Here is a 25562-nt window from a genome sequence, read left to right on the forward strand (position 1 = left end):
CGTAAATTCGCAAGACTTTAAAACAAATTAACAACCCTTAAAATTCATACTATATGGCATTTGATATTGACATGATAAAAAAGGTATACAGCCAAATGACAGAACGTGTTGACGCAGCACGTAAAGTTGTAGGTAAACCTTTAACACTTTCTGAAAAGATTTTGTATTCTCACCTTTGGGACGGAACACCTAATACAGCCTTCACAAGAGGTAAAGACTATGTGGATTTTGCTCCAGATAGAATAGCATGTCAAGATGCTACTGCACAAATGGCTTTATTGCAATTTATGCAAGCTGGTAAAGATAAAGTAGCTGTACCAACAACAGTACACTGTGATCACTTAATCCAAGCTAAAGATGGTGCAGCAACTGACTTAAAACACGCTAATAGTGTAAGTAGTGAAGTATTTGATTTTTTAGAATCTGTTTCTAATAAATACGGTATTGGTTTCTGGAAGCCAGGTGCAGGAATTATTCACCAAGTAGTTTTAGAAAATTATGCATTTCCAGGTGGAATGATGATTGGTACCGACTCTCACACAGTAAATGCTGGTGGTTTAGGGATGGTAGCTATTGGTGTTGGTGGTGCAGATGCTGTAGATGTTATGGCAGGTATGGCTTGGGAACTTAAATTTCCTAAATTAATAGGTGTAAGATTAACAGGTAAATTATCTGGATGGACTGCACCAAAAGACGTTATTTTAAAAGTTGCTGGAATTGTTTCTGCAAAAGGAGGAACAGGTGCAATTGTTGAATATTTTGGTGAAGGTGCCAAAGCTATGTCTTGTACTGGTAAAGGAACAATTTGTAACATGGGAGCAGAAATTGGAGCAACAACTTCAACTTTTGGTTATGATGAGTCTATGGAACGATATTTACGTGCTACAGACAGAGCAGATGTTGCAGATGCTGCTAATCAAGTTAAAGAATATTTAACTGCAGATGCAGAAGTTTATGCAAATCCAGAACAATATTTTGATCAAGTAATTGATATTAATTTATCAGAATTAGGACCATTATTAAACGGACCTTTTACTCCAGATTTATCAACTCCAGTTGGTAAAACAATGACAGAAAAAGCAACTGAAAATGAATGGCCAATACAAGTAGAATGGGGACTTATTGGTTCTTGTACTAACTCGTCTTACGAAGATTTATCGCGTGCATCATCTATTGCACAACAAGCGTTAGATAAAGGTATAAAAATGAAAGCAGAATTAGGAATTAATCCAGGTTCTGAACAAGTACGTTATACAGCAGATAGAGATGGTATTTTAGGAATATTTGAAAAATTGGATGCTAAAATATTTACTAATGCTTGTGGTCCATGTATTGGACAATGGGCAAGATATAGCGATCCTAAAAATGCACCAAAAAATAGTATAGTACACTCGTTTAACAGAAACTTTGCTAAGCGTGCAGATGGTAACCCTAATACACACGCTTTTGTTGCCTCTCCAGAGATTACTGCAGCAATTGCTATTGCTGGTCGTTTAGACTTTAACCCTTTAACAGATTCGTTAATAAACGAAAATGGAGAAGAAGTGATGTTTGATGAGCCAACAGGATGGGAATTACCACCTAAAGGATTTGAAGTTAAAGATAACGGTTACTTAGCTCCTGATGAAGATGGAAGTGGAGTAGAAGTTAAAGTTGCTCCAGACTCTGAAAGATTACAATTATTAACACCATTTACTCCAATTGGTAACGATATTTCTGGTGCTAAATTATTAATTAAAGCATTCGGAAAATGTACAACAGACCATATTAGTATGGCTGGACCATGGTTACGTTTTAGAGGTCATTTAGATAATATCTCTAACAACTGTTTAATTGGAGCTGTTAATGCATTTGGTATGAAAACTAACTTTGTTAAAAATCAATTAACAGGAGAGTTTGGAGGAGTGCCAGACACAGCAAGAGCATATAAAGCAGCAGGAATTAAAACTGTAGTAGTAGGAGACCATAACTATGGTGAAGGTTCTTCTCGTGAACATGCAGCTATGGAGCCAAGACACTTAGGTGTTGCAGCAGTAATAGTTAAATCTTTTGCTCGTATCCACGAAACAAACCTTAAAAAACAAGGTATGTTAGGATTAACTTTTGCAAATGAAGCAGATTATGATTTAATCCAAGAAGATGATACATTTAACTTTATTGATTTAAATGAGTTTGCACCAAACAAACCATTAACATTAGAGTTAGTACATGCAGATGGTAGTAAAGATACTATAGTTTTAAACCATACATATAACGAAGCTCAAATAGCTTGGTATAACGAAGGAAGTGCGCTTAACTTAATTAAAAAAGAGAACAACGCATAATTTCTGACTTTTAATATATTTAAAACTCCTGATTTTTTCAGGAGTTTTTTTTTGACTAAAATTAAATGCGTATTATTATATATAGTATTGACTACTAATGGTTTATAGTGATGATTTGTTGTTTTGCACTTTTGATAATAATTACTTTGTTTATTAGGTAATAGTGAGCGCATTACTGAGATATTTTAAACAATTACTAAGTAATTTGCATTTTTTTTAATTAAAACGTAAGGTTTTGATTTGTTAATCGACTTTTAAAAGAAAAATTAATTAATTAAAACCAAGATTATGATTAGAAAAATGTATTTAGCTGTATTAGCTTTAGGAGTATTAAGTGTATCATGTAGTAATGATGATGATGCAACCTCACAACAACCACAAACATCTGCATTAACATTAAACCTATCAGGATTAGAAGCCTTAGGCGATGATTTTGTTTACGAAGGATGGATTATTGTGGACGGATCTCCAGTATCAACAGGAACATTTAGCGATGTGTCTTTTCCTAAAACCTTTCAAGTATTAAGTGCTCAATTAGCATCAGCGTCAACATTTGTATTGTCCATCGAGCCAGCTTTAGATTTAGATCCAGCTCCAGCAGCAACAAAAATTTTAGCAGGAGACTTTGTGGATAGTTCAGCCAATGTAAATTCTAATTTAGTAGCAGATTTCTCTTCAGCAGCAGGTACATTTATTTTAGCAACGCCTACAGATGCTGATAATACTAATGAAGAAAGTGGTGTTTGGTTTTTAGATAATACTACAGGAACAGCTATTGCTGGATTAGATTTACCAGCATTATCTGACGGTTGGGTTTATGAAGGTTGGGCTGTAATTAATGGTACACCAATAAGTACTGGTACATTTACAGATCCTGCTATGGCTGATGCTAACGCTGCATCATCACCTTATAAAGGCGATTTAGGAAATGGACCAGGTTATCCAGGAGAAGATTATTTGCAAAATGCTCCTGATGGATTTAATTTTCCAACAGATTTAAGAGGAAAGACTATTGTGATATCGGTTGAGCCTAGTCCAGATAATAGCACAGCACCTTTTACGCTAAAACCATTATTACAAACAGTAGCATCAGATGCAGCAGTGCATACACCAATAACAATGGGAGCAGGACCTGTACAAACCTTAACAGGTACTGTAACTAGATAAAAAATAAATAGTTTTATTACATTTGAAGCACCTAATTACTTAGGTGCTTTTTTAATTTATATGATAAAAAAAACTCAATCTTCAATTAAAAATTTAGCATTTATTGCTATTGCATTAATACTCATAATACCCACTACTAGGCAATTTGTACAAATACAAGTTCACAAGGTGCTAGTAATATTTGCGCCAAGTATAGAAAGTGAAACAGATAGAGCGCAAATAAAAAATTACAATTGGAATTTAGTAGATTTAGATAATAAAGTGTATAATTTCCGTCAAGCGGAAAATAAAATCGTGTTGATTAGCTTTTGGGCAACATGGTGTCCACCTTGTATAGCAGAACTACCAAGTATGCAGCAATTATATGAAACTTATAAAGATAAAATTGAATTTGTTTTTGTTTCCAATGAAAAACCTGAAACCATTAAAGCCTTCATGAACAAAAACGAATACACTTTTAAAGTTTATAATCCCATTGATGCACCATCAATTGAACTATTTAATGTTAACAGTATTCCAAGAACGTTTCTAATTAACCAAAAAGGGGAAGTTGTTATTGATAAAAATGGAGCTGCAAATTGGAATAGTGATGCTGTTAAAACTGTTATCAATAAGCTTTTAAATGATTAAAGCGTTTTAAAAAATGCTTTAATAAAGCTCCAAGAAAATAACGAATACATAATTTGTAATTCTTCTTTAAACGACGAGTCTTCATCTAAAAACCTAAACATTGTTTGGGTTGAATTTTTAGAATAAAATTTTTCAAATATCCATTCACCTTTATAGTTTTCGTCTTTTAAAACTTTTAAAAAGATTTTATCGTAAAACTTATATTTGGCTTTAAATAGGTCTTTTGAAGGTATTTGGTTTGCTTTAATATTTGCAATTATTATAGCAACTTTTTTTTCGGTTAATTTAAACGAATAACCAGTACTGCCTTTTACCCAACCACCAGCTGTTCCTATTTTAGTAATGTTATTGGTATTTGACTGCTCAAATGGGAAATTGGTCATAGGTATTTGACCCATTTCGGTTTCTATAATTTGGTAATCTTCAATTTTTAAATAGTCCTTAATGTATTTTTTAATATAACTATCGTAAACATGTTCTTTAACTGTATGTTCGGTAAAGTATGTAAACTCTACTAAAGCTTCACGTTTAGAAAAAGGTAAAACATAGTTAAATGTGGTTTGATTTCCATCTTTTAACCTGTAATCCATCATAGTTAAAGTTTCAGGATCAAAAGCGTCTTTATTAGTTTTAATTATCCAACCCTTAAAATGTTGTGTTATAGTCGTGTAGTGATTTAATCTTGACATAGCATCTTTTGCTATGCGACTATCAAACACATGATTGGTAGTATACTTATTTAAATTAGTGTTAATAGTAACAGTTTCACCATCTACTACAGATGTTACAGTTTCATTTAAAAAAGTGATGTTTACATTCTGTTTAAGTATTGTTATGCAATGCGTGTAAAAATCTATAGCACGTATGGTTTTATAACAATAAGGATGCAGATTTAAGTCAATGGTTTTATTTGACGCAAAAATGGTTGCTTTAGACCATTTTTGGTAAATTATATCATCCCATTGACCTACATTTTGTTCCCAAAAACTCCATGTTTTATCATTACTGGTTTTAGTGGAAGGGTCTATTAAAGCAATGCGCTTATTTATAAAATGGGTATCATTATTAAATGCTAAAGCAAGTTGTAAGCCTGCTAAACCATTACCAATAATAATATAGTCATAATGGTTTTTAGACATTATTTAAAAAGTATATAATAATTTATCTCTTGAAATACTTAAAAGGTACAAATAACATCCCAAAACACTCACCATCACCTTTACCTAAATGTTTATGATGAATTTTGTGCGCACGTCTTACACCTTTTGCGTACCAATTATTAGCGTTTCTAAATATTTTAAAACGTTGGTGTATAAATATGTCATGTACTAAAAAATAGGCAGCTCCATAAGCCATTATACCTAATCCAATAGGTAAGCAATACCAAATGTTTTCATAATTCCATAGATAAAAGCAAGTCATACTTACAATAGCGTAAAATATAAAAAAAGCATCGTTACGTTCAAACCAACTGTCATGATCCTTGTGGTGGTGATCTTTGTGAAGACTCCATAAAAAACCATGCATGATGTATTTGTGTGTAAACCACGCCATAAACTCCATTGCAGTGAAAGTTCCTAAAAAAACTAATATCCAATATATTGTTTGCATTATTATAATAAGTTGAGTTGATATTTAACATAGCTTCGTGTTAAGAGTTCTGCTTTTTTATAATTTGGCACTCTTATACGTGTGTTTTTGATTTCTAAAGCTGGTGTTTTCTTTAATTTTTTTAATAATTGATTGTAATAACGATAAGCCATAAAAACTCCAAACTTAGCTTCAATAGGTAATTGTTTAATGCCTTTTAAGCCTTCATTAAAATCGTTTTCTATATCATTAATTATATATAGTTTATCTGCTTCGGTTAGGTTCGTTAAGTCGGTATTTGGAAAATACGTTCTATCCAATAATTCATGATCAGCTTTTAAATCTCTTAAAAAATTCACCTTTTGAAAAGCAGATCCTAATGACATTGCTGTATTTTTTAGGGCTTCATATTTTTCGTTATCACCTTTTACAAAAACTTTTAAGCACATTAAACCCACAACATCTGCAGAGCCATAGATGTAGTCTTTATATTCTTGGTCAGTGGTATACTTAGATTTAGATAAATCAAGCCTCATACTTTTCATAAAAGAGTCCACCATGTGTTTATCTATATTACATTTATGGTAGGTATACTGAAAAGCATTAAGTATGGGATTTAAACTTATTTTGTCCCTTAAGGCAAACTCTAAATCCTCTTCAAAACGTTTAAAAAGTTCTTTTTTGTTATAATCGTGAAATGTGTCTACAATTTCATCAGCAAACCTAACAAACCCGTAAATATTGTATATATCTTGTCTGATTGTATTAGCAAGCATTTTTGTAGCTAAAGAAAAAGAGGTGCTGTAAGATTGTGTAACAATCTTGCTACAGTCGTATGATACAGAATCGAATAATGTTTTCATGTTAAACGTTATGATGTTTATTTATTAATTCTGCTACTAGTTTACCCGAAATAAGAGCAGGAGGGACACCAGGTCCTGGAACAGTTAACTGTCCTGTAAAGTAGAGATTTTTTAATTTATTACTTTTTAAATTTGGCCTTAAAAAGGCAGTTTGTAATAATGTATTAGCCATTCCGTAGGCATTACCTTTATAAGAATTATATTCTTTAATAAAGTCTTTAACACAAAAGGACTCTTTAAAGATAATATTATTTTTAACATCTTGTTTTGTCAATTTTTCAAAACGATCTAAAATAATAGTTAAATATTTTTCTCTTATCTCTGGAGTATCTTCAATTCCTGGAGCTATTGGTATTAAAAAGAAGCCAGTTTCTGCTCCTTCTGGTGCCATACTATGATCGGTTATTGAAGGAAAATTGGCATAAAATAAAGGGTCTTTTGGCCAACTAGGATTATCGTATATCTCTTGTGCATGTGTTTCAAAATTTGTGTCAAAAAACAAATTATGATGTTGCACATTTTTTAATTTTTTATCAAAACCTATGTAAAAAAGTAAAGATGAAGGCGCAAATGTCTTTTTACTCCAGTATTTTTCTGAGTATTGTCTGTACTGTTTATCTAACAATGTTTCAGAATGATGATAATCTGCTCCACTTAAAACCACATCAAACGTAAGTGTTTGTTCTCCTATTACAATTGAAGACGCTTTGTTGTCAGTTACATTAATCTTATTAACAGGACTATCGGTTTTAATGCTAACTCCTAAGCTTTTAGCTAAGGATGACATGGCCTTAATAATTTCATACATGCCACCTTTAGGATGCCATGTGCCTAAGCCAAAATCTGCATAATTCATAAAACTATAAAACGATGGTGTTTTATTTGGTTTGGCACCAAGAAATAAAACAGGGAATTCTAATGTTGAAATTAACTTAGGGTTTTTAAAGTGTTTTCTAACTTCCTTGCTAATGGTTTTAAAAAACTGATCTACACGCATTATTGTTTCTGGTGTTACCAATTCCAATGGAGAGATTCCTGGTTTTAAAACCACCTTATTTATGGCTATATCATAATTTGAAGCAGCTTTACTAATAAACTTTTTTAATGGTACAGAGCTACCTTTTTCAATACGTTCAAATTCTAGGCAAATTTTTTCTAGAGTATCACCAATGGTTATCTCATCATCCTTAAAAAAGATTTTGTATGCAGGAGATAACTTATCCAGTTGGTAATAATCGGCTGTTTTTTTGTTAAAGTCTGCAAAAAACTTATCAAATATATCTGGCATCCAATACCAACTTGGACCAATATCAAAGGTAAAGCCTTCTTTTTTTAACTGTCTACAACGCCCTCCAATGGTACTGTTTTTTTCAAAAATAGTAACTGTATGTCCCGACTGGGCTAAATAGCATGAGGCTGATAATGCTGAAAAACCAGATCCAATAATTGCGATATTTTTACCCATTTATGCTAAAACTTGTTGTAAAGATTCAATAACATCTTTAGTGGATTGATACGATGCTATTTTTGGGTTGGAGTTGTTATCTATAAAAGATGTCATTCTTCCCGAAATTATTAATTTGTTATTGGTGGTTTTTAAGATTTTAGATTCAAAATCTGCCAAATACTGGTTTATGTCGTCTTTTTCAGGCTTTACTGTAAAGCATGAAATAAAAGTGATTTCATCATACTGAGATTTTAAAAACTCTAGACTATCTATTGGGACACTTTGGCCTAAATATATAACATGAAAACCTTTATTGATTAGCTCATAGTTAGTAAATAATAATCCTAATTCATGCACTTCATTGTCAGGTAGAAATAGTACATAAACATCAGCACTTTCTATTAAATTATTTTTATCTAGGGATTTTTCTATGTTGTAAACAATTTTCTGTTTAATTAGCTCTACAATAAAATGCTCATGAGCAGGTGTTATTGTGTCTGTTTGCCACAACATCCCTATTTCATCTAATAAAGGAACAAAAACTTTGTAAAAAATATCACTAAAGTTGTGTTCTGATTTAAGTTCATCGTAAGTTGTAAAAAATAGCGATTGATCAAAATTGAACATTGCTAATTTTAATGAGTTTATATAGTGGTTGTTACCATCTTTTTTTGCTGCAATTTCTCTTACAATAATGGGTATGTCTTCACTATTTAAATTGGCTATTTTAGAAATTTTGTAACCGTTATTATTTAAGTAGCTAATATTTAATATCTTTTGTAGGCTTGATAAGCTGTAATATCTAATATTAGTTTCTGTTCGATTTGGTTCAAATAAATTATAGCGCTTTTCCCATATTCTAATGGTGTGCGCTTTGATGCCTGAGAGATTCTCAAGATCCTTAATGCTAAATTTAGTTTTTATATTGTTCATTGTTTAGCTAAATTAATTAAACAAAATGAATATTTGTATAAAAAAGGATAACATTTTTGAAATAATTAACAAATAAGTGTGTAGAGATAAGGTTTAATTGCTATTTGTTAGATAAATATAAATATAAATAGTAAAGTAGGTTAATTACTGTCCATCAAAGTTTAATGCAAAAAAAAAGCTAAGCGTAATGCTTAGCTTTTTGTGACCAGACTGGGGCTCGAACCCAGGACCATCTCCTTAAAAGGGAGATGCTCTACCAACTGAGCTATCTGGTCAGTAAAACAATTTTTATATTTTATAATTGTCACAAAATATATTTAAGCTATTGCTTAAAATAAAGTGACCAGACTGGGGCTCGAACCCAGGACCATCTCCTTAAAAGGGAGATGCTCTACCAACTGAGCTATCTGGTCATTTGTTTTACGAGGGTGCAAATATAATAGCTTTTATTAATAATACAAGGCTATTTTTGATTTTTTTTTTGTTTTTTTGTTTCTCAATTATGTATGGTTTTAATAATCAATTTATAAGCTTAAAAATGAATTTAATTTTTATTGGATATATGGCTTCCGGAAAGTCAACAATTGGTCAACAATTGGCAGAAAAAATGGGATTTAAATTTATTGATTTAGATAATTATATTGAGGTGCGTGAAAAAATGAGTGTCTCTGATATATTTAAAACTAAAGGTGAAATCCATTTTAGAAAGCTTGAGCAATCTTATTTAAAGAAAATAACTGCTAATGCAGATAAAACCATAATTGCGTTAGGAGGAGGTACTCCATGTTTTTATAACACCATGGAGTGGCTTAATGAATTGGATAATTTTAAAACTATTTATTTAAGAACCAATTTAGATATTTTAACAGATAGATTGTTTTTAAATAAAACAAGACCCTTAATAAGTCATCTTGAAACAAAAGAAGCATTAAAAGATTTTATTGCTAAACACTTGTTTGAAAGATCTTTCTTTTATAATCAAGCAAGTATTGTTGTAGAGTCAACAACCTCGGAAGAAGAAACAATCAATAATATCTTATTTAAACTAATTTAAATAAGCTTTCCAGTCTTTACCATCAAGGTCTACTTGTACATGCTCATGTAAAGAAGTAGATAACGATATACCTTTATAATCTGCTTTTACAGGAAATTTTTTATGATTACGATTGACTAATACAGCAGTTTTAAATTGTTTTAAAGGGACTTCTAAAAAGTGTTTTACACAGTATATTAAAGTGGTTCCAGAGTTTAATACATCATCAATTAAAACAACCGATTTGTTTTCGTATTGTTCCGATTTTAATGAAGTTTTTATAAGCGCTCTAGGATTTTTTTTGTCTATTGAAATTTTGCAAAGTGAAGGCTGTATTGGAGAAATCTTTGCTAAAATGGTTTTAAGTTTTTTTGCCAAAATATAACCATTCGCATCTATACCAGCTAAGACAACTTCTTCTTCGTTTATATTTGCTTCATAAATTTGAAAAGCAATACGTCTTAGCTTATTATTAATGGCATTATTATCTAATATAATATCTTTCAAAACACTCATAGTATTATTGCTCGTTTTCTGCGTTTAAATTGTCTAAATCTCTTCTGTCTTTTTTTGTTGGTCTACCAACACCTTTCTTCCTGTAGTAATCCTTAGCTAATTTAAGCATTTCTTGTGCTTCAAAAGCAGATTTTGGAGTGTTATCTACACGATAAATATCAACAAGTTTTGCACCAACCCTGTTTGGAGGAATATCCAAAACGGTTAATTTATAGTTAACCTGGTCTTTTCTAAGTTCAATTATATCTGTTGGAAAAACTTCTCGGCTTGCCTTAGCTACACTACCATTTACCTTGATGTGTCCTTTTTTACAAGCTGTTGTTGCTATGTTTCTTGTTTTAAAATGTCTGACACACCATAAATACTTATCTACTCGCATACAAATTATCTAAAATTGACGTTAAGGTTATTGTGCAAAATTATATTAAAATGTATCTTGCACATCAAAAATAAGAATAATGAATTTAAGAAAAATCACTTTTGCGCTATTAGTTGTGTTAGTTACTGCATTTTCTTGTGGTACAGATGATGGAGATACATTTACTTTTGTACCTAGAGATAGCCAAGAGGTTTATGATGAGAACATTGCTGAGATTGAAGCGTTTTTAGCAACACATACATACAATTATGACGAATTTGATTTTGCTAATCCTTACTCTTTAGCCAATGATACCTTTAAAATTGTTTTTGACACTATTAGTGAAGCAAATAATAATTTAGATGCTATTGCTTTATTAGATAGACCTGAGTTATTATTTAAAACTGTTACACAAGGTGATGTAGATTATAAACTATATTACTTAAACGTAAGAGAAGGGTTAGGTCAAGCAACTCATCCATTGGATGCAGTAAATGTAACTTATAATGGAACTTTACTTGATGGAACTGAATTTGATGGAGCAGATGTTGATGGTCTTACTTTTAATTTATCATCTGTAGGTTCTTCTTTTGGAGTTGTTGATGGTTTTAGAGAAGCCTTAATTGAATTTAGAATGAGAGATGGTTATACTGAAAATGGTGATGGTACTACAACAAACCATAACTACGGGATTGGCGCAGTTTTTATTCCTTCTGGTTTAGGTTATTTTTCAACAGGAACAGCCTCAATACCAAGCTATTCTCCAATTAATTTTACTTTTGGATTACTGACTAGAATTGATACCGATTATGATTTAGATTCAATCCCTTCACATTTAGAAGATTTAGATGGAGATGGTGATGGGTTAAATGAAGACACTGATGGAGATGGTGTGGCTAACTTTATTGATAATGATGATGACAATGATGGTGTGTTAACTATTGATGAAGATATTGATCAAGATGGAGATCCAACTAATGACGATACAGATGGTGACGGAATACCAAATTACTTAGATTACGACACTAATTTATCAAACTAAACATAGTTATCGTATAAAAAAAAGAGCCACTTTTAAGTGGCTCTTTTTTTTTGTGATTAATATTTATAACATGACTGATATACTTAGTATTAATTGTTCTGGTCGTGTATCTAATCTATTTGGATTTAATGCAGATACATTATTGTTAAGTATAGTGGCTTCATTATTATTAAAACCTCTTTCGTATCTTAGGTCTATACCAAAATTATCTAAGCTAAATCCTATTCCAAAGTTTAAGCCAACTGAAAAATCATCTTCAATAGTGTCAATTGTAGCATTTTCAAATTCACTATCCATTATATATTGTAAAGATGGACCCGCAAAAACATGTATAGGACCTAAAACTTTTAAGCCAATTAATAATGGAGCATCCAATTTTTGTAATTCAAATTCGCCAGCGCTGTAATCGCTTTTTGTAGTAGTATAAACCAATTCTGGTCTAAAGTATAATTTGGTACCTAATTTTCCAAAAACACCAACATGGTAACCTATACTTCTGTCTGGGTTTTGGTAACTGTTAGAAATAGACTCAAAGTAATCTCCATTTCCATTGTAGTTAATGCCTCCTTTAAAACCAAACCCACTACCATTTTGAGCGTAGCTTAAAACTGAAATTAGTAGCATTGTAATAAAAACAATCCCTTTTTTACTTAAATCTGAATTATAACTTAAGTAATTTTGACTTTTTTGTAACCTGTTCATAATTGTCGATTTTGATTAACATTAATTATAACGATAATTATGTTATATTATTTTATTATCTAATTTACAGTGTTTAATAAATAAAAAAAGCGTTTAAAACACAAGGTTTTAAACGCTTAACTATAAAGTTAGGTAGAGTTTTTACTTTCTTGTAATCACTTTTTCTGCTGCTTTAACAATAGCTTCTGCATTTAAACCATATTTTTCCATTAATTGAGCTGGTGTTCCAGACTCTCCAAAAGTATCGTTTGTAGCGATAAACTCTTGTGGTGTAGGTTGGTGTTGTGATAATACACGTGCAATACTTTCTCCTAATCCTCCTAAATGGTTATGTTCTTCTGCAGTTACAATACATTTAGTTTTTTTAACAGACTCAATAATTGCGTTAGCATCCAATGGTTTAATGGTATGGATATTTATAACTTCAGCAGATATTCCTTTGTCATTTAAAGTTTTTGCAGCTTCTAAAGCTTCCCAAACCAAATGTCCTGTTGCAACAATTGTTACATCTGTACCAGTTTGTAAGTGTAATGCTTTACCTATTTCAAAAGTTTGATCTTCAGGTGTAAAGTTAGCTACTTTTGGACGTCCAAAACGTAAATATACTGGACCATGGTGGTCTGCAATAGCAATAGTTGCAGCTTTAGTTTGATTGTAATCACAAGGGTTAATTACTGTCATGCCTGGAAGCATTTTCATTAATCCAATATCTTCAAGTATTTGGTGTGTTGCACCATCTTCACCTAAAGTTAAACCAGCATGAGAGGCACAGATTTTTACGTTTTTGTCAGAGTAAGCTACGCTTTGTCTAATTTGGTCATAAACACGACCTGTAGAGAAGTTTGCAAAAGTACCTGTAAATGGGATTTTTCCTCCTATTGTTAAACCTGCTGCAAGTCCAATCATGTTTGCTTCAGCAATTCCTACTTGAAAAAATCGTTCTGGATGATTCTTTTTAAAGTCATCCATTTTTAATGACCCAATTAAGTCTGCACAAAGTGCAACCACATTGTCGTTAGTTTTTCCAAGCTCTGTTAATCCGTCACCAAAACCTGATCTTGTATCCTTACTTCCTGTATTTGTGTATGTTTTCATTTTTGTCTTAATTCAAATTGATTAATAGTCACCTAAAGTTTCAGGGTTTTGCTCTAATCCAATAGCTAATTGCTCATCATTTGGAGCTTTACCATGCCATGCGTGGGTATGCATCATAAAGTCTACACCATTACCCATAACAGTTTTAAGTAAAACACAAACTGGTTTTCCTTGTCCAGTTAAGCTTTTAGCTTCAGCCATTCCTTTAAGGATCGCTTCTATATTATTACCTTCTTCAATATCTATTACTGTCCACCCAAAAGCTTCAAATTTTGCTCTAAAACTTCCCATTGGTAAAACATCATCTGTAGAACCATCAATTTGTTGACCATTTAAATCTATAGTTGCTATAATATTGTCCACTTTTTTAGCAGATGCATACATAATTGCTTCCCAGTTTTGACCTTCTTGCATCTCGCCATCACCATGTAAACTATATACAATATGCTTACAACCATTTAGTTTTTTTGCTTGTGCTGCACCTAAAGCAACGCTTAAACCTTGACCTAAGGATCCAGAAGCAATTCTAACACCAGGTAAACCTTCATGCGTCGTTGGGTGACCCTGAAGTCTAGTATTAATTAATCTAAATGTGTTTAATTCTTCTACAGGAAAATAACCGGTTCTTGAAAGTACACTATAAAATACAGGTGATATATGTCCATTAGATAAAAAGAATAAATCTTCTCCAATCCCATCCATATCAAAACCTTCTTTTCTATCCATGATTTCGTCGTATAGTGCTACTAAAAATTCTGCGCAACCTAATGAACCTCCTGGATGACCAGAGTTTACTTTGTGTACCATACGTAAAATGTCTCTACGTACTTGTGTGGTTAAATCTTCTAAATGTTGTATGCTTGCCATGTTTTATGGGTTAAATATTTTGTTTCAAAATTAGGATTTTAATAGCCTTTAACCAAGATTATCCATGACACTTATTAACCAAATTGGTCGATTTCTTAACAATTGAAAGATTTTATATAAAGTATCAACAAAATTTTCAAATTTAGGAAGTATTTAATACCCTTTGTATTTTTCTTATATATATTTGCTAGCTGAAGATTAAAGAGCTATAATGACATTCGATTTAAAAGCAAAAGACACACAAAGTAACGCTAGAGCAGGAGTAATAACTACAGATCATGGTGTTATTGAAACACCTATATTTATGCCTGTAGGTACTGCTGGTACTGTAAAAGGTGTGCATCAAAGAGAACTAAAGGACGATATTAATCCAGATATTATCCTTGGTAATACCTATCACTTATATTTAAAACCTCAAATTGACGTTCTAGAAAAAGCTGGTGGATTACATAAATTTATGAATTGGGATCGTAATATACTTACGGATTCTGGAGGATATCAAGTGTATTCTTTATCTGGAAATAATAAGATTAAAGAGGAAGGTGTTAAGTTTAAATCTCATATAGATGGAAGTTACCATACTTTTACACCAGAAAATGTAATGGAAATTCAACGTAGTATTGGTGCTGATATTATTATGGCTTTTGACGAGTGTACTCCTTATCCATGTGAGTATAATTACGCCAGACGATCAATGCATATGACACATCGTTGGTTAGAACGTTGTTTAACTCACCTTGATAAAACGCCTTTTAAATACGACTACTCACAATCTTTTTTTCCAATAGTACAAGGTAGTACGTATAAAGATTTACGTAAGCAATCAGCCGAGTATATCGCAGGTGTTGGAGCAGAAGGTAATGCTATTGGAGGTTTGTCTGTTGGAGAGCCAGCAGAAGAAATGTATGCAATGACTGAGGTTGTAACAGATATACTACCATGGGACAAACCACGTTATCTAATGGGTGTTGGTACACCAATTAATATACTAGAAAATATTGCTTTAGGTGTAGATATGTTTGACTGTGTTATGCCAACACGTAATGCCAGAAACGGAATGTTATTTACAGCTTATGGATCAATAAATATTAAAAATCTTAAATGGCGTGACGATTTTTCTCCAATTGATGAAATGGGTATAACATACGTGGATACAGAGTATAGCAAAGCCTACCTACGTCACTTATTTAATACAAATGAATTATTAGGTAAGCAAATAGCAACCATACACAACTTAGGTTTTTATTTATGGTTGACTAGAGAGGCTAGAAAGCATATCTTAGCAGGAGACTTTAGAGCTTGGAAAGATAAAATGGTAAAACAAATGAATAATCGTCTATAAGTGAAAATATTAGACTGGTACATATTAAAACGTTATCTAATGACTTTTGCGGTCATGCTACTGTTGTTTATACCAATTGGTATTACAGTGCATTTAGCAGAAAAAATTGGTAAAATCCTAGAAAACAATGTGCCTTTCGGCGAAGTCATGCAGTACTTGTTAGACTTTACTATTTACTTTGCACATTTACTTTTTCCATTATTTTTATTCTTGTCAGTCATTTGGTTTACATCCAAATTGGCTAACAATACAGAAGTTGTAGCATTTTTAAGTTCTGGTGTATCTTTTACACGATTTTTAAGACCCTATTTAATAGGAGGTGTAATTGTAGCTTTAATATCCATTGTATTAGGTTTGTATTTGGCACCTAATGCAAGTAAAGGGTTTAATAACTTTAAATATAAATACCTCTCTGGTAAAAAAGAAATAAATAATACCAATGTACTAAAGCAGATTAATGATAATGATATTATTTATGTCACTAGCTTTGATACAAAAAATAAAACAGGAGTGAATTTTACTTTAGAGCATTTTGAAGAAGGTAAAATGACTTACAAAATTAGCGCTTCTAACATTAGGTATATCGAAGAGGATTCAGCTTACATACTCCGTAACTATTTCAAAAGAACCATCGGAGTTAACGACGATAAGTTAGATATTCAAAGAAAAAAAGATACTATATTCTCTTTTGATTTAGAAGATTTAACACCTGAGAGTTACATTGCAGAAACCTTAAGGTATGATGAGTTGGTTAGATTTATTGATAGAGAAGAAAAACGAGGCTCCAAGTATATAGGTCGCTATAAGCTTGCTAAATATCAAAAATGGAGCTTACCAGTTTCAGTATTCATACTTACAATTATTGCAGTAGCTGTATCATCTAGAAAACGTCGAGGTGGTATGGGTGTTAATTTAGCTTTCGGGATTTGTATAGCTATGATTTTTGTCTTTTTTGATAAGATATTTGGTACACTAGCCTCTCAGTCTAACTTTTCACCATTGCTAGCAGTTTGGTTTCCTAATATAATTTTTGGGGTTTTAGCTTTTTTCCTGTTACGCAATGCAAAACGATAAATTAAAAAATTACCTACACTTACATGTCCTAGTTTTTATAGCTGGATTTACTGCTATTATTGGTAAACTAATCACTATTAACGCTGTAAGCTTAGTATGGTATAGGATGTTAATGGCAACAGTTTTAATGTTTATATATATTAAAGTTGCTAAAGTCGATATTTCAATAACCAAAAAAGCATTTGTTAAATTAGCTATTGCAGGAATAATAATAGCATTACATTGGATTACTTTTTTTGGAGCCATTCAAGTTGCTAATGCATCCATAGCACTAGCAATGTTTTCTACAGGAGCTTTTTTTGCATCTTTTATAGAGCCTATAATTTATAAACGTAAAATTATAGCCTATGAGATTGTTTTTGGTCTTATCGTTATTTTAGGCGTTTATTTAATTGTTAGAAGCGAGTTTAAATATATAGACGGAATGATTTTAGGTATTATATCAGCATTTTTGTCTTCATTGTTTGCAGTACTTAATGGTAAATTTCTAGAAGAACATAGTGCAACAAAAATTTCGTTTTATGAGTTTTTAAGTGGTGTGTTTTTTATATCACTGTATATTTTATGTTTTGGAGAAGGATTTAATCTTAATCACTTTAATATCTCATTGTCAGATGGTTTGTGGTTATTTGTATTAGCATCGGTTTGTACAGCTTATGCCTTTATTGCATCAGTTTATGTAATGCGATATATTAGTCCTTACACAGTAGTATTAACGTATAATTTAGAACCTATTTACGGAATAATTTTAGCATTACTATTGTTTCCAGAATCAGAGACCATGTCCTCTTCATTTTATATAGGCGCATTTATTATTTTAGGTGTCGTATTATTAAATGGAGTACTTAAAAATTTGAAAAAATTCAAAAAAAATAAAATTCAACAAACTAATTGATTATCAAATTTTAACGTTAAAATCTGTGTATTTTAATCATAATCCTAAAATTTGAAGTAAAAAAAATGTAATTTTGCATGCTAACATATAAACAAAACTATCGTTCCCTATGGAATATTTAGAATTTGAATTACCAATTAAAGAACTGGAAGAGCAATTAGAAAAGTGTCAAGTTATTGGAGAAGAGAGTGATGTAGATGTGACACAAACTTGCAAGCAAATTGAAAAAAAGCTTATTGCTACCAAAAAAGATATATACAAAAACCTGACGCCTTGGCAAAGAGTACAAATGTCACGTCATCCAGATAGACCTTATACTTTAGATTATATTAAAGCTATTTGTGGAGAGTCGTTTTTAGAACTGCATGGAGACAGAAGTTTTAAAGATGATAAAGCCATGATTGGTGGATTAGGTAAAATAGGAGACCAAAGCTTTATGTTTATTGGTCAACAAAAAGGATTTAACACAAAAACTAGACAATACCGTAATTTTGGTATGGCTAATCCTGAAGGTTACCGTAAAGCTTTAAGATTAATGAAATCTGCCGAAAAGTTTGGTATTCCTGTAGTAACATTATTAGATACTCCTGGAGCTTATCCTGGTTTAGAAGCTGAAGAGCGTGGACAAGGTGAAGCTATTGCAAGAAATATTTTAGAGATGACACGTTTAAAAGTGCCAATTATTACAATAGTAATAGGTGAAGGTGCTTCTGGTGGTGCTTTAGGTATTGGTGTTGGAGATAAGATTATGATGTTAGAAAACACATGGTACTCTGTTATTTCTCCAGAATCTTGTTCTTCAATCCTATGGAGAAGTTGGGAATATAAAGAGCTAGCAGCAGAAGCGTTAAAACTAACTGCTACAGATATGAAAAAAATGAAAATTGTTGACGAAATCATTAAAGAGCCTTTAGGAGGTGCACATTCTGATAGAGCTACAACTTTTAAATCTGTTACGGAAGCTATTCTTACAGCTTATGATGAGTTTAAAAACTTATCACCAAAAGAATTAGTAAATAAACGTATAGATAAATATTGTGATATGGGTGTTTTTAAAGGGTAGACCTTATAAAACCATTTGCTAACAAAATCTGAAGTGTAACGCTTCAGGTTTTTTTTATGCTTATTAACAAAAAATCAGACTTATTAACAGTATAAATGTTGACTACCTGTTAAGATTGAGTAACTTTGTATATCAATATTTCTTAACAATTTATTTACTTTCGCTAAGTCAAGAATCAGACGCTATTAACCTGATTTTTAAAAATAATTAATCAATAAATTACCGAGTATTTACTCAAAAATTATAATCAATAAATGAAGCAACCCAATCAAATAAAAGGCTATCAAGTTGACAGGAGCACTATTATAAACCTTGAAAAAGGAAAGATTCCACCGCAAGCTTTGGATTTGGAAGAAGTAGTACTTGGTGCAATGATGATTGACAAAAAAGGGGTTGATGAAGTCATTGATATTTTAAGTGCGGATGCTTTTTATAAAGAAGCGCATCAACATATATTTGAAGCCATATTTATGTTGTTTCAAGAAAGTCAACCTATTGACTTATTAACAGTTTCAACACAATTAAAGACAAATTCAAAATTAGATTTAGCAGGAGGAGATTTTTACTTGATTTCTTTAACTCAAAAAGTATCCTCTTCTGCCCATATAGAGTTTCACGCTCGTATTATTTTACAAAAATTTATTCAAAGAAGTTTAATTAAAATTTCTTCAGAAATAATTGAAGAAGCATACGACGAAACACAAGATGTATTTGATCTTTTAGATAAAGCAGAATCTAGGTTATATGAAGTTACACAAGGAAACATTAAAAAATCCAGTGAAACTGCACAAGACCTTGTAATTCAGGCCAAGAAAAAAATTGAAGAAATCTCCAAAAAAGAGGGGATGAGTGGTGTACCATCTGGATTTAATAAACTAGATAAGTTAACATCAGGATGGCAGGATAGCGATTTAATTATTATTGCAGCACGTCCAGGTATGGGTAAAACAGCTTTTACCTTGACAATGGCACGTAACGTTGCAGTAAATTCTAATATGCCAGTTGCCTTTTTCTCTTTAGAGATGGCATCTGTACAATTAATTACACGTTTAATTTCAAGTGAGACTGGATTATCTTCTGAAAAGCTTAGAACCGGAAAACTTGAAAAGCATGAGTGGGAACAATTAAATGTAAAAGTTAAAGCTTTAGAAAAAGCACCTCTATTTATAGATGACACACCATCATTATCTATATTTGATTTACGTGCAAAAGCTAGACGTTTAGCGTCACAACATGGTATTAGAATGATTATGATTGATTACTTGCAGTTAATGACAGCAGCAGGATCTGGTGGTAATCGTGAACAAGAGATATCGACTATTTCACGTAACTTAAAAGCATTAGCAAAAGAGTTAAGTGTGCCTGTAATAGCACTATCACAGTTATCTCGTGCTGTAGAGACGCGTGGTGGAAGTAAAAGACCACTATTATCCGATTTACGTGAATCTGGAGCGATTGAGCAGGATGCCGATATTGTAAGTTTTATTTATAGACCAGAATATTATAAAATTGACGAATGGGATGACGAAGAGCGTTCTCCTACAGAAGGTCAAGGAGAGTTTATTGTCGCAAAACACCGTAATGGTGGTTTAGAAAACATTAGACTTAAGTTTATCGGACATTTAGGTAAGTTTGATAATCTAGATGATTTTGACACACCATTTGGGCAAGAATTTCATAGTAAGATGAATGCTGCAGCAAATGATAATACATTTGCACCAGATAATTTCCCGTCAGCTAGTGATGCTTTTGGTGCACCAGAAGAGGATGATAGCGACGTGCCTTTTTAATATTAAGCAACTATTTAAATGGATAAAATAAAAACAACTAACTACCTACTTTTAATAATAGTAATACCAATAATTTTTTACCTATTAAAAGTACTGTCATTTATATTTGTGCCTCTTGTTTTTTCAATGTTTATAGCATTGTTATTTTTACCATTAATGCGTTTTTTACGTAAACGTAAACTACCAAAAGCAGTTAGCGTTTTTATTGTATTGTTAGTAATAGCTTTGGGTGTAAAGCTTGGAGTAGAATTAGTAAAGCTATCAAGTAGAGAAATTTTAGCATCAGATTCTCAATTTTTTGCTAAAGCAGAAACAAAAATAAACACACTAGTTGATAATGTCGAAGCCTTTTTTGGCGTAGAAAAAGTAGAAGGAAGCAGGTCATTAACTAGATTAGTTAATAAAGAAGCCTTATTAGATAATTTATCACCTACGTTAAGTTTTATAAGTAAGTTTTTAACTGCTTTATTAATGACAACCTTTTTTGTTGTTTTATGGTTAGCAGAGTCTATTAATGTGGAAAAACTAATAAATAGGACCATTCTACGAAAAAAACATACCTCCATAAAAACCTTTATGAAAATTGAAAAAGACCTAATTAAATTTATTAAAGTAAAGTTTTTAGTTAGTTTTTTAACAGGAGTTTTTACAGGTTTAGCATGTTACTTTTTTGAGGTTAGTTTCCCGATTTTCTGGGGACTATTTGCTTTTTTAATTAATTTTGTTCAGATGGTAGGTTCATTTATTACTGTCATTTTGCTATCTATATTTGCATTTGTCGAGTTAGAAACCTCTAGTAAACTACTATTTTTTATTCTTTCAATTACTGGGACACAAGTCTTATATGGTAGTATTTTAGAGCCTATATTTATGGGTAAATCTTTTTCTATCAATGTCATTGCTGTTTTAGTAATGTTAATGTTTTGGGGTTATATTTGGGGAATTCCAGGTTTAATTATGGCAATTCCAATAACAGTATTTCTTAAAATTATATTCGAACAATTTCCTAGAACAAAAATTATTTCAGAGTTACTCTCAGGTTCGTCTAGTTAATTTAATACTAATCCTTTTATAACAGTAGCTTTTTTAAGTATCTTTCAAGTTATAAAAACATGTTTTAAATGAGAAAATTTGCAGTATTTCTAATTCTTTTTCTGTTTGTTTCAAAAGGTTTTGCATCCTACATCTTAATACCTATGGATGCAGATACTCAAAAAAATCATTTAAAAGCATACGGAATTACTTACTGGAGCCTAGAAAAAGACGTTAAAGTTAAGTGGCTACTTAATTACAGAGGTGGTTCTTTTTTATTACCTGATAGCGAGGCAATCCAACGTGAGTGTAAAATTAGAGGAGTTAGTTTCGAAATTATTTCTGACACAAAAACCGAACAAATTTTAAAAGAAATAGCAAGTCCAAGTAAAAATATGGAAGCTGTGGTCTTAGAAAAAGCACCTAAAATAGCGGTTTATACTCCACAAGGTAAGCTTCCATGGGACGATGCAGTAACCATGGTTTTAAGTTATGCTGAAATTCCTTACGAAACCATATATGATGAAGAGGTTTTAAAAGATGAGTTGTTGTTATACGATTGGTTGCACCTTCACCACGAAGATTTTACTGGTCAATACGGAAAATTTTATGGTAGGTACCGACAAGCAGCTTGGTACATACAAGAAAAAAAGGATGCAGAAGCATTAGCCACTAAACTAGGTTACACAAAAGTATCCGAAGAGAAACGAGATGTTTCACTTAAAATTAGAGATTACGTCGTAGGTGGTGGCTTTATGTTTGCCATGTGTAGCGCTACTGAAAGTTTTGATATTGCATTATCGGCAGATGGTATTGATATTTGCGAGCCAATGTTTGATGGAGATGCAAGTGATGGAAATTATCAAGCAAAAATTGACTTTGATAAAACCTTTGCTTTTAAAGATTATACTTTAGAGCGTAGTCCTTTAGTATACGAATTTTCTAGTATAGACATGACCATGAAACGCAAAATCCCTAAAGAGACAGATTATTTTTCATTAATGGATTTTTCAGCAAAATGGGACCCAATTCCTACTATGTTATGTCAAAATCATACAGCTTTGGTTAAAGGTTTTATGGGACAAACCACCTCTTTTACCAGAGACCAAATTAAATCTAATGTTTTAATTATGGGAGAAAACAAAACTAATGGAGAAGCTAAATACATCCATGGTATAAAAGGTAAGGGGTTTTTTACTTTTTACGGTGGACACGACCCAGAAGATTATACGCATCAAGTAGGTGATCCAAAAACCGAATTATCTTTACATCCAACATCACCTGGTTATAGACTTATTTTAAACAATGTCTTATTTCCTGCAGCTAAAAAGAAAAAGCAGAAGACTTAATATGAAAAATTTTGTATTCTGGATTTTTATTTTATGTTATCAAGTCAATGTCTCACAGACAGATAGTATAATAAAATTTGGTCAAGATTTAATTTATAAAAATAATTTAGATCAAGCTGTAGATTTTTACCAAAAGCATTTAATTAACCCTAGAAGTAAAAAACAAGAAGTAAACCTACTTCTTGGACTAGCGGATGTCTATAAATTAAAATTGGACTATAAAAATGCTAATGATAATTACATTAAGTCCTTTAATGTTATAAAAAAATTAAAAGATAAACAGTTAGAATTTTTATATTACGTTAAAATAGCAGAGTTTTTTAGGAAAAGAGCTAAGCATAATGAAGCTATACAACAATTGAATAAAGCGTCTGTTATTTTAAAAGACACTATAATTCAAGATCGTTTATTAGTTCAATATTTTAATCGTAAAGCAGCACTTTTTACAGAGTATTATAACATAAATGACTCAACACTCTATTACTCTAATAAATCTTTAAACCTTGCTAAAAAAATAAACGACAAGGATGGTATCTTTTATTCTCTATTAGAGATATCTGGAGTTTATGAGCGTAAAAAAGACTACAACACATCCATACAATATATAGAAGAGTTAATTGATTTTTCAAAACAAAATAATATGCACCAACAAGAGGCGGATGCATATATAAGCTATATTATGGCTCTGGCCAGAAGCAATCAATTAAATAAAGCTCTGGCTGCAGCTTTATATGCTGCAGATTTTTCAAAAAACAATAATTTTTTATACAACCAAATTATTTTTTTGGATAATATTCAAAACTTATATTTTAGATTAAATGATACAGAAAAAGCTTATCAATATTTAAAACAACGATTAGAATTAACAACTAAGTATAACGAAATAAAAAAGGAAGAATTAGTAATAAATTTAGAAACTCAATATAAACTAGCAGATAAAGAGAACCAAATTAAGATTAATAATCTTGAAATTATCAATCAAAAAAAAGCGTTAGCCTCTAATAAGGTAAACCTATATATTGCATTAGTATTAATTGTATTTGTAATAGGAGTAGCATTATTAATTGCTTTTTTATTAAAGAGATCACGAAATAGTAATAAGCAACTACAATTACTGTCTAAAGAAAATGAGTTTTTGTTAAGTGAAGCCAATCATAGGATTAATAACAATTTACAATTGGTTGTTATACTAATCACAAATCAACTTAAAAAAGCGTCAGAAGCTGAAGGAATTCAGCTTAAAAATATACTAACTAAAGTTGAGGCAATTTCAACGTTACACAAACATTTGTATAAAAATGATGATAAAAGAAGTGTAGATATTTCTAGTTACTTAAGGGATGTTAAGGTTAGTTTTTTTGATGTGTTTAAAGAAAATGATATTAGCACTAATTTTGATATTACATCATTCAAAATTAATACAGATCAAGCTATGTATTTAGGACTATTATTAACAGAGCTGTTGATTAATTCTATTAAACATGCCTTTAAACAACAAGATTATAAGGTCATAGATTTTACATTAAGGTTAAATAATGGGTTGTTATTATTTAGGTATAGTGATAACGGAATATCTGTTAGAGATAAATTTATTAAACCAAAATTAGTAGATAAAATATGTCGTCAACTAGAAATGAATTATGATATAAGTACAGATAATGGTTTTACCTTTTCAATGTCTAAAAAAATAAATGATGAATAAGTTATACGATACAAAAATTCTAATTGTAGAGGATGAGATTATTATAGCGGATTATATTGAAGAATTATTGCTTGAAGAAAATTTTAAACATATTACAATCGCTAATAACAAGGAAACTGCACTAATTAAAATGACTTCATTCTTACCTGATATTATATTAATGGATATAAATTTAAAAGGAGAAAATGAAGGAATATCGTTAGCTAAATCTAAAAATAACAACGCAACAGTTGTTTTTATTACAGGTCAACATGATTTAGTATTAATGAATGAAGCACTAAAATCTAATCCAGCAGCTTACTTAACTAAACCAATTAAAAGGCTGGACCTTTTAGCGACCATAAATTTAGCGATTTACAAAAAGCAATCGCAAATCTTTCAATTTAAAGATGGATACGATATTGTTAATTTAAACTTTTCGGATATAAGATATTTTGTTGCAGAAGGTAATTATGTAAATATTTATACCCTAACTAAAAGATTTACTATTAGACAATCATTAATGGCTGTTATGGATAAACTTCCTACAGATAGATTTAAACAAACGCATCGCTCTTATATAGTAAACAAAAATAAGATAGAACGCGTCACTTCAAACGCAGTAGTTATAAATGGTTTGGATATTCCATTATCAAGGACGTATGCTAAACAATTTAAATAGCAGTTTACATACAAAGTGATGCGCTTTGTCCCTTAATAATAATACATAATAGATTAAAAGTTAGTTTTGGCATCCTTAACAAATCTA

24 protein-coding genes and 2 tRNA genes are annotated in these 25562 nt (G+C 31.2%); 14 read left to right on the forward strand and 12 right to left on the reverse strand.

All coding sequences use genetic code 11. The features are described 5' to 3' along the window. Positions 1–53: 53 nt before the first annotated feature. From M890_RS0107225 to M890_RS0107235, 3 genes are all read left to right on the forward strand, one after another. On the forward strand, positions 54–2324 hold the full coding sequence (locus tag M890_RS0107225; protein ID WP_028282892.1) for an aconitate hydratase: 2271 nt from the start codon (positions 54–56) through the stop codon (positions 2322–2324). A gap of 288 nt (positions 2325–2612) precedes the next feature. After that, positions 2613–3491 (forward strand): anti-sigma factor, encoded by an 879-nt coding sequence (locus tag M890_RS0107230; protein WP_028282893.1) that lies wholly within the window; start codon positions 2613–2615, stop codon positions 3489–3491. 60 nt (positions 3492–3551) lie between these two features. Next, positions 3552–4121 carry a TlpA family protein disulfide reductase gene (locus M890_RS0107235; RefSeq protein WP_157243265.1) on the forward strand — a complete coding sequence of 190 codons (570 nt, stop codon included), beginning with the start codon at positions 3552–3554 and terminating at the stop codon, positions 4119–4121. Here the strand turns inward: M890_RS0107235 and M890_RS0107240 are convergent. The 7 genes from M890_RS0107240 to M890_RS0107270 form a co-directional block, all read right to left on the reverse strand. After that, positions 4118–5260 (reverse strand): lycopene cyclase family protein, encoded by a 1143-nt coding sequence (locus M890_RS0107240; protein WP_028282895.1) that lies wholly within the window; start codon positions 5258–5260, stop codon positions 4118–4120. The genes M890_RS0107235 and M890_RS0107240 overlap by 4 nt on opposite strands. 22 nt (positions 5261–5282) lie before the next feature. Further along, positions 5283–5732, reverse strand: a complete 450-nt coding sequence (locus tag M890_RS0107245; protein WP_028282896.1) for a sterol desaturase family protein — start codon at positions 5730–5732, stop codon at positions 5283–5285. Between the two features lie 2 nt (positions 5733–5734). Further along, the gene (locus M890_RS0107250; protein ID WP_028282897.1) at positions 5735–6574 is read right to left on the reverse strand and encodes a phytoene/squalene synthase family protein; all 840 of its coding nucleotides are present in this window, start codon (positions 6572–6574) and stop codon (positions 5735–5737) included. A 1-nt stretch (position 6575) separates the two neighbouring features. Next, positions 6576–8039 carry a bifunctional phytoene desaturase/3,4-desaturase gene (locus M890_RS0107255; protein WP_028282898.1) on the reverse strand — a complete coding sequence of 488 codons (1464 nt, stop codon included), beginning with the start codon at positions 8037–8039 and terminating at the stop codon, positions 6576–6578. Next, complete coding sequence (locus M890_RS0107260; protein ID WP_028282899.1) at positions 8040–8954, reverse strand: MerR family transcriptional regulator; 915 nt, start codon at positions 8952–8954, stop codon at positions 8040–8042. A gap of 202 nt (positions 8955–9156) precedes the next feature. Next, positions 9157–9229: transfer RNA gene (locus tag M890_RS0107265), tRNA-Lys, on the reverse strand. A 65-nt stretch (positions 9230–9294) separates the two neighbouring features. Continuing rightward, a tRNA-Lys gene (locus M890_RS0107270) sits at positions 9295–9367 on the reverse strand. Between the two features lie 125 nt (positions 9368–9492). Between M890_RS0107270 and M890_RS0107275 the strand changes: the two genes are divergently transcribed. Then, a complete protein-coding gene (locus M890_RS0107275; protein WP_028282900.1) occupies positions 9493–10008 on the forward strand; it encodes a shikimate kinase in 516 nt (171 codons plus the stop codon). On the opposite strand, the gene M890_RS0107280 is transcribed toward M890_RS0107275, so the two are convergent. Both M890_RS0107280 and M890_RS0107285 read right to left on the reverse strand, forming a co-directional pair. Beyond that, a complete protein-coding gene (locus tag M890_RS0107280) occupies positions 10000–10503 on the reverse strand; it encodes a phosphoribosyltransferase family protein (RefSeq protein ID WP_028282901.1) in 504 nt (167 codons plus the stop codon). The two genes, M890_RS0107275 and M890_RS0107280, sit on opposite strands and share 9 nt — an antisense overlap. A 4-nt stretch (positions 10504–10507) precedes the next feature. Continuing rightward, positions 10508–10882 (reverse strand): RNA-binding S4 domain-containing protein, encoded by a 375-nt coding sequence (locus M890_RS0107285; RefSeq protein WP_028282902.1) that lies wholly within the window; start codon positions 10880–10882, stop codon positions 10508–10510. A gap of 79 nt (positions 10883–10961) precedes the next feature. On the opposite strand from M890_RS0107285, the gene M890_RS0107290 reads away from it, so the two are divergent. Further along, entirely contained in the window at positions 10962–11903 is a 942-nt protein-coding gene (locus M890_RS0107290) for a beta-barrel assembly machine lipoprotein BamM (RefSeq protein ID WP_036597262.1), read from the forward strand. A 63-nt stretch (positions 11904–11966) separates the two neighbouring features. Here M890_RS0107290 and M890_RS0107295 read toward each other — a convergent pair whose 3' ends face one another. The 3 genes from M890_RS0107295 to M890_RS0107305 form a co-directional block, all read right to left on the reverse strand. After that, the gene (locus M890_RS0107295; RefSeq protein WP_036597294.1) at positions 11967–12527 is read right to left on the reverse strand and encodes a porin family protein; all 561 of its coding nucleotides are present in this window, start codon (positions 12525–12527) and stop codon (positions 11967–11969) included. A 219-nt stretch (positions 12528–12746) separates the two neighbouring features. Beyond that, complete coding sequence (locus M890_RS0107300) at positions 12747–13700, reverse strand: transketolase family protein (RefSeq protein ID WP_028282905.1); 954 nt, start codon at positions 13698–13700, stop codon at positions 12747–12749. Between the two features lie 21 nt (positions 13701–13721). Further along, positions 13722–14567 carry a transketolase gene (locus M890_RS0107305; RefSeq protein ID WP_028282906.1) on the reverse strand — a complete coding sequence of 282 codons (846 nt, stop codon included), beginning with the start codon at positions 14565–14567 and terminating at the stop codon, positions 13722–13724. 211 nt (positions 14568–14778) lie between these two features. On the opposite strand from M890_RS0107305, the gene tgt reads away from it, so the two are divergent. The 9 genes from tgt (at position 14779) to M890_RS0107350 (ending at position 25475) form a co-directional block, all read left to right on the forward strand. After that, positions 14779–15909, forward strand: coding sequence for a tRNA guanosine(34) transglycosylase Tgt (gene tgt, locus M890_RS0107310; RefSeq protein WP_028282907.1), 1131 nt, complete (start codon positions 14779–14781; stop codon positions 15907–15909). Next, complete coding sequence (locus tag M890_RS0107315; RefSeq protein WP_084553592.1) at positions 15910–16983, forward strand: LptF/LptG family permease; 1074 nt, start codon at positions 15910–15912, stop codon at positions 16981–16983. It abuts the gene before it with no gap. Continuing rightward, complete coding sequence (locus tag M890_RS0107320; protein WP_028282909.1) at positions 16970–17878, forward strand: DMT family transporter; 909 nt, start codon at positions 16970–16972, stop codon at positions 17876–17878. The genes M890_RS0107315 and M890_RS0107320 overlap by 14 nt, the downstream gene beginning before the upstream one ends. A gap of 109 nt (positions 17879–17987) precedes the next feature. Beyond that, on the forward strand, positions 17988–18941 hold the full coding sequence (locus tag M890_RS0107325) for an acetyl-CoA carboxylase carboxyltransferase subunit alpha (protein ID WP_028282910.1): 954 nt from the start codon (positions 17988–17990) through the stop codon (positions 18939–18941). Positions 18942–19195: 254 nt separating this feature from the next. Beyond that, positions 19196–20731 (forward strand): replicative DNA helicase, encoded by a 1536-nt coding sequence (dnaB, locus tag M890_RS0107330; RefSeq protein WP_028282911.1) that lies wholly within the window; start codon positions 19196–19198, stop codon positions 20729–20731. An 18-nt stretch (positions 20732–20749) separates the two neighbouring features. After that, on the forward strand, positions 20750–21784 hold the full coding sequence (locus tag M890_RS0107335) for an AI-2E family transporter (protein ID WP_028282912.1): 1035 nt from the start codon (positions 20750–20752) through the stop codon (positions 21782–21784). Positions 21785–21927: 143 nt separating this feature from the next. Next, complete coding sequence (locus M890_RS0107340; RefSeq protein WP_036597266.1) at positions 21928–23112, forward strand: hypothetical protein; 1185 nt, start codon at positions 21928–21930, stop codon at positions 23110–23112. A gap of 1 nt (position 23113) precedes the next feature. Continuing rightward, complete coding sequence (locus M890_RS0107345; RefSeq protein ID WP_036597267.1) at positions 23114–24814, forward strand: tetratricopeptide repeat-containing sensor histidine kinase; 1701 nt, start codon at positions 23114–23116, stop codon at positions 24812–24814. Further along, the gene (locus M890_RS0107350; RefSeq protein WP_028282915.1) at positions 24807–25475 is read left to right on the forward strand and encodes a LytR/AlgR family response regulator transcription factor; all 669 of its coding nucleotides are present in this window, start codon (positions 24807–24809) and stop codon (positions 25473–25475) included. Before M890_RS0107345 ends, M890_RS0107350 begins: the two co-directional genes overlap by 8 nt. Positions 25476–25562 lie beyond the last annotated feature (87 nt).

Source organism: Olleya marilimosa CAM030, from assembly GCF_000518485.1.
GTDB lineage: Bacteria > Bacteroidota > Bacteroidia > Flavobacteriales > Flavobacteriaceae > Olleya > Olleya marilimosa.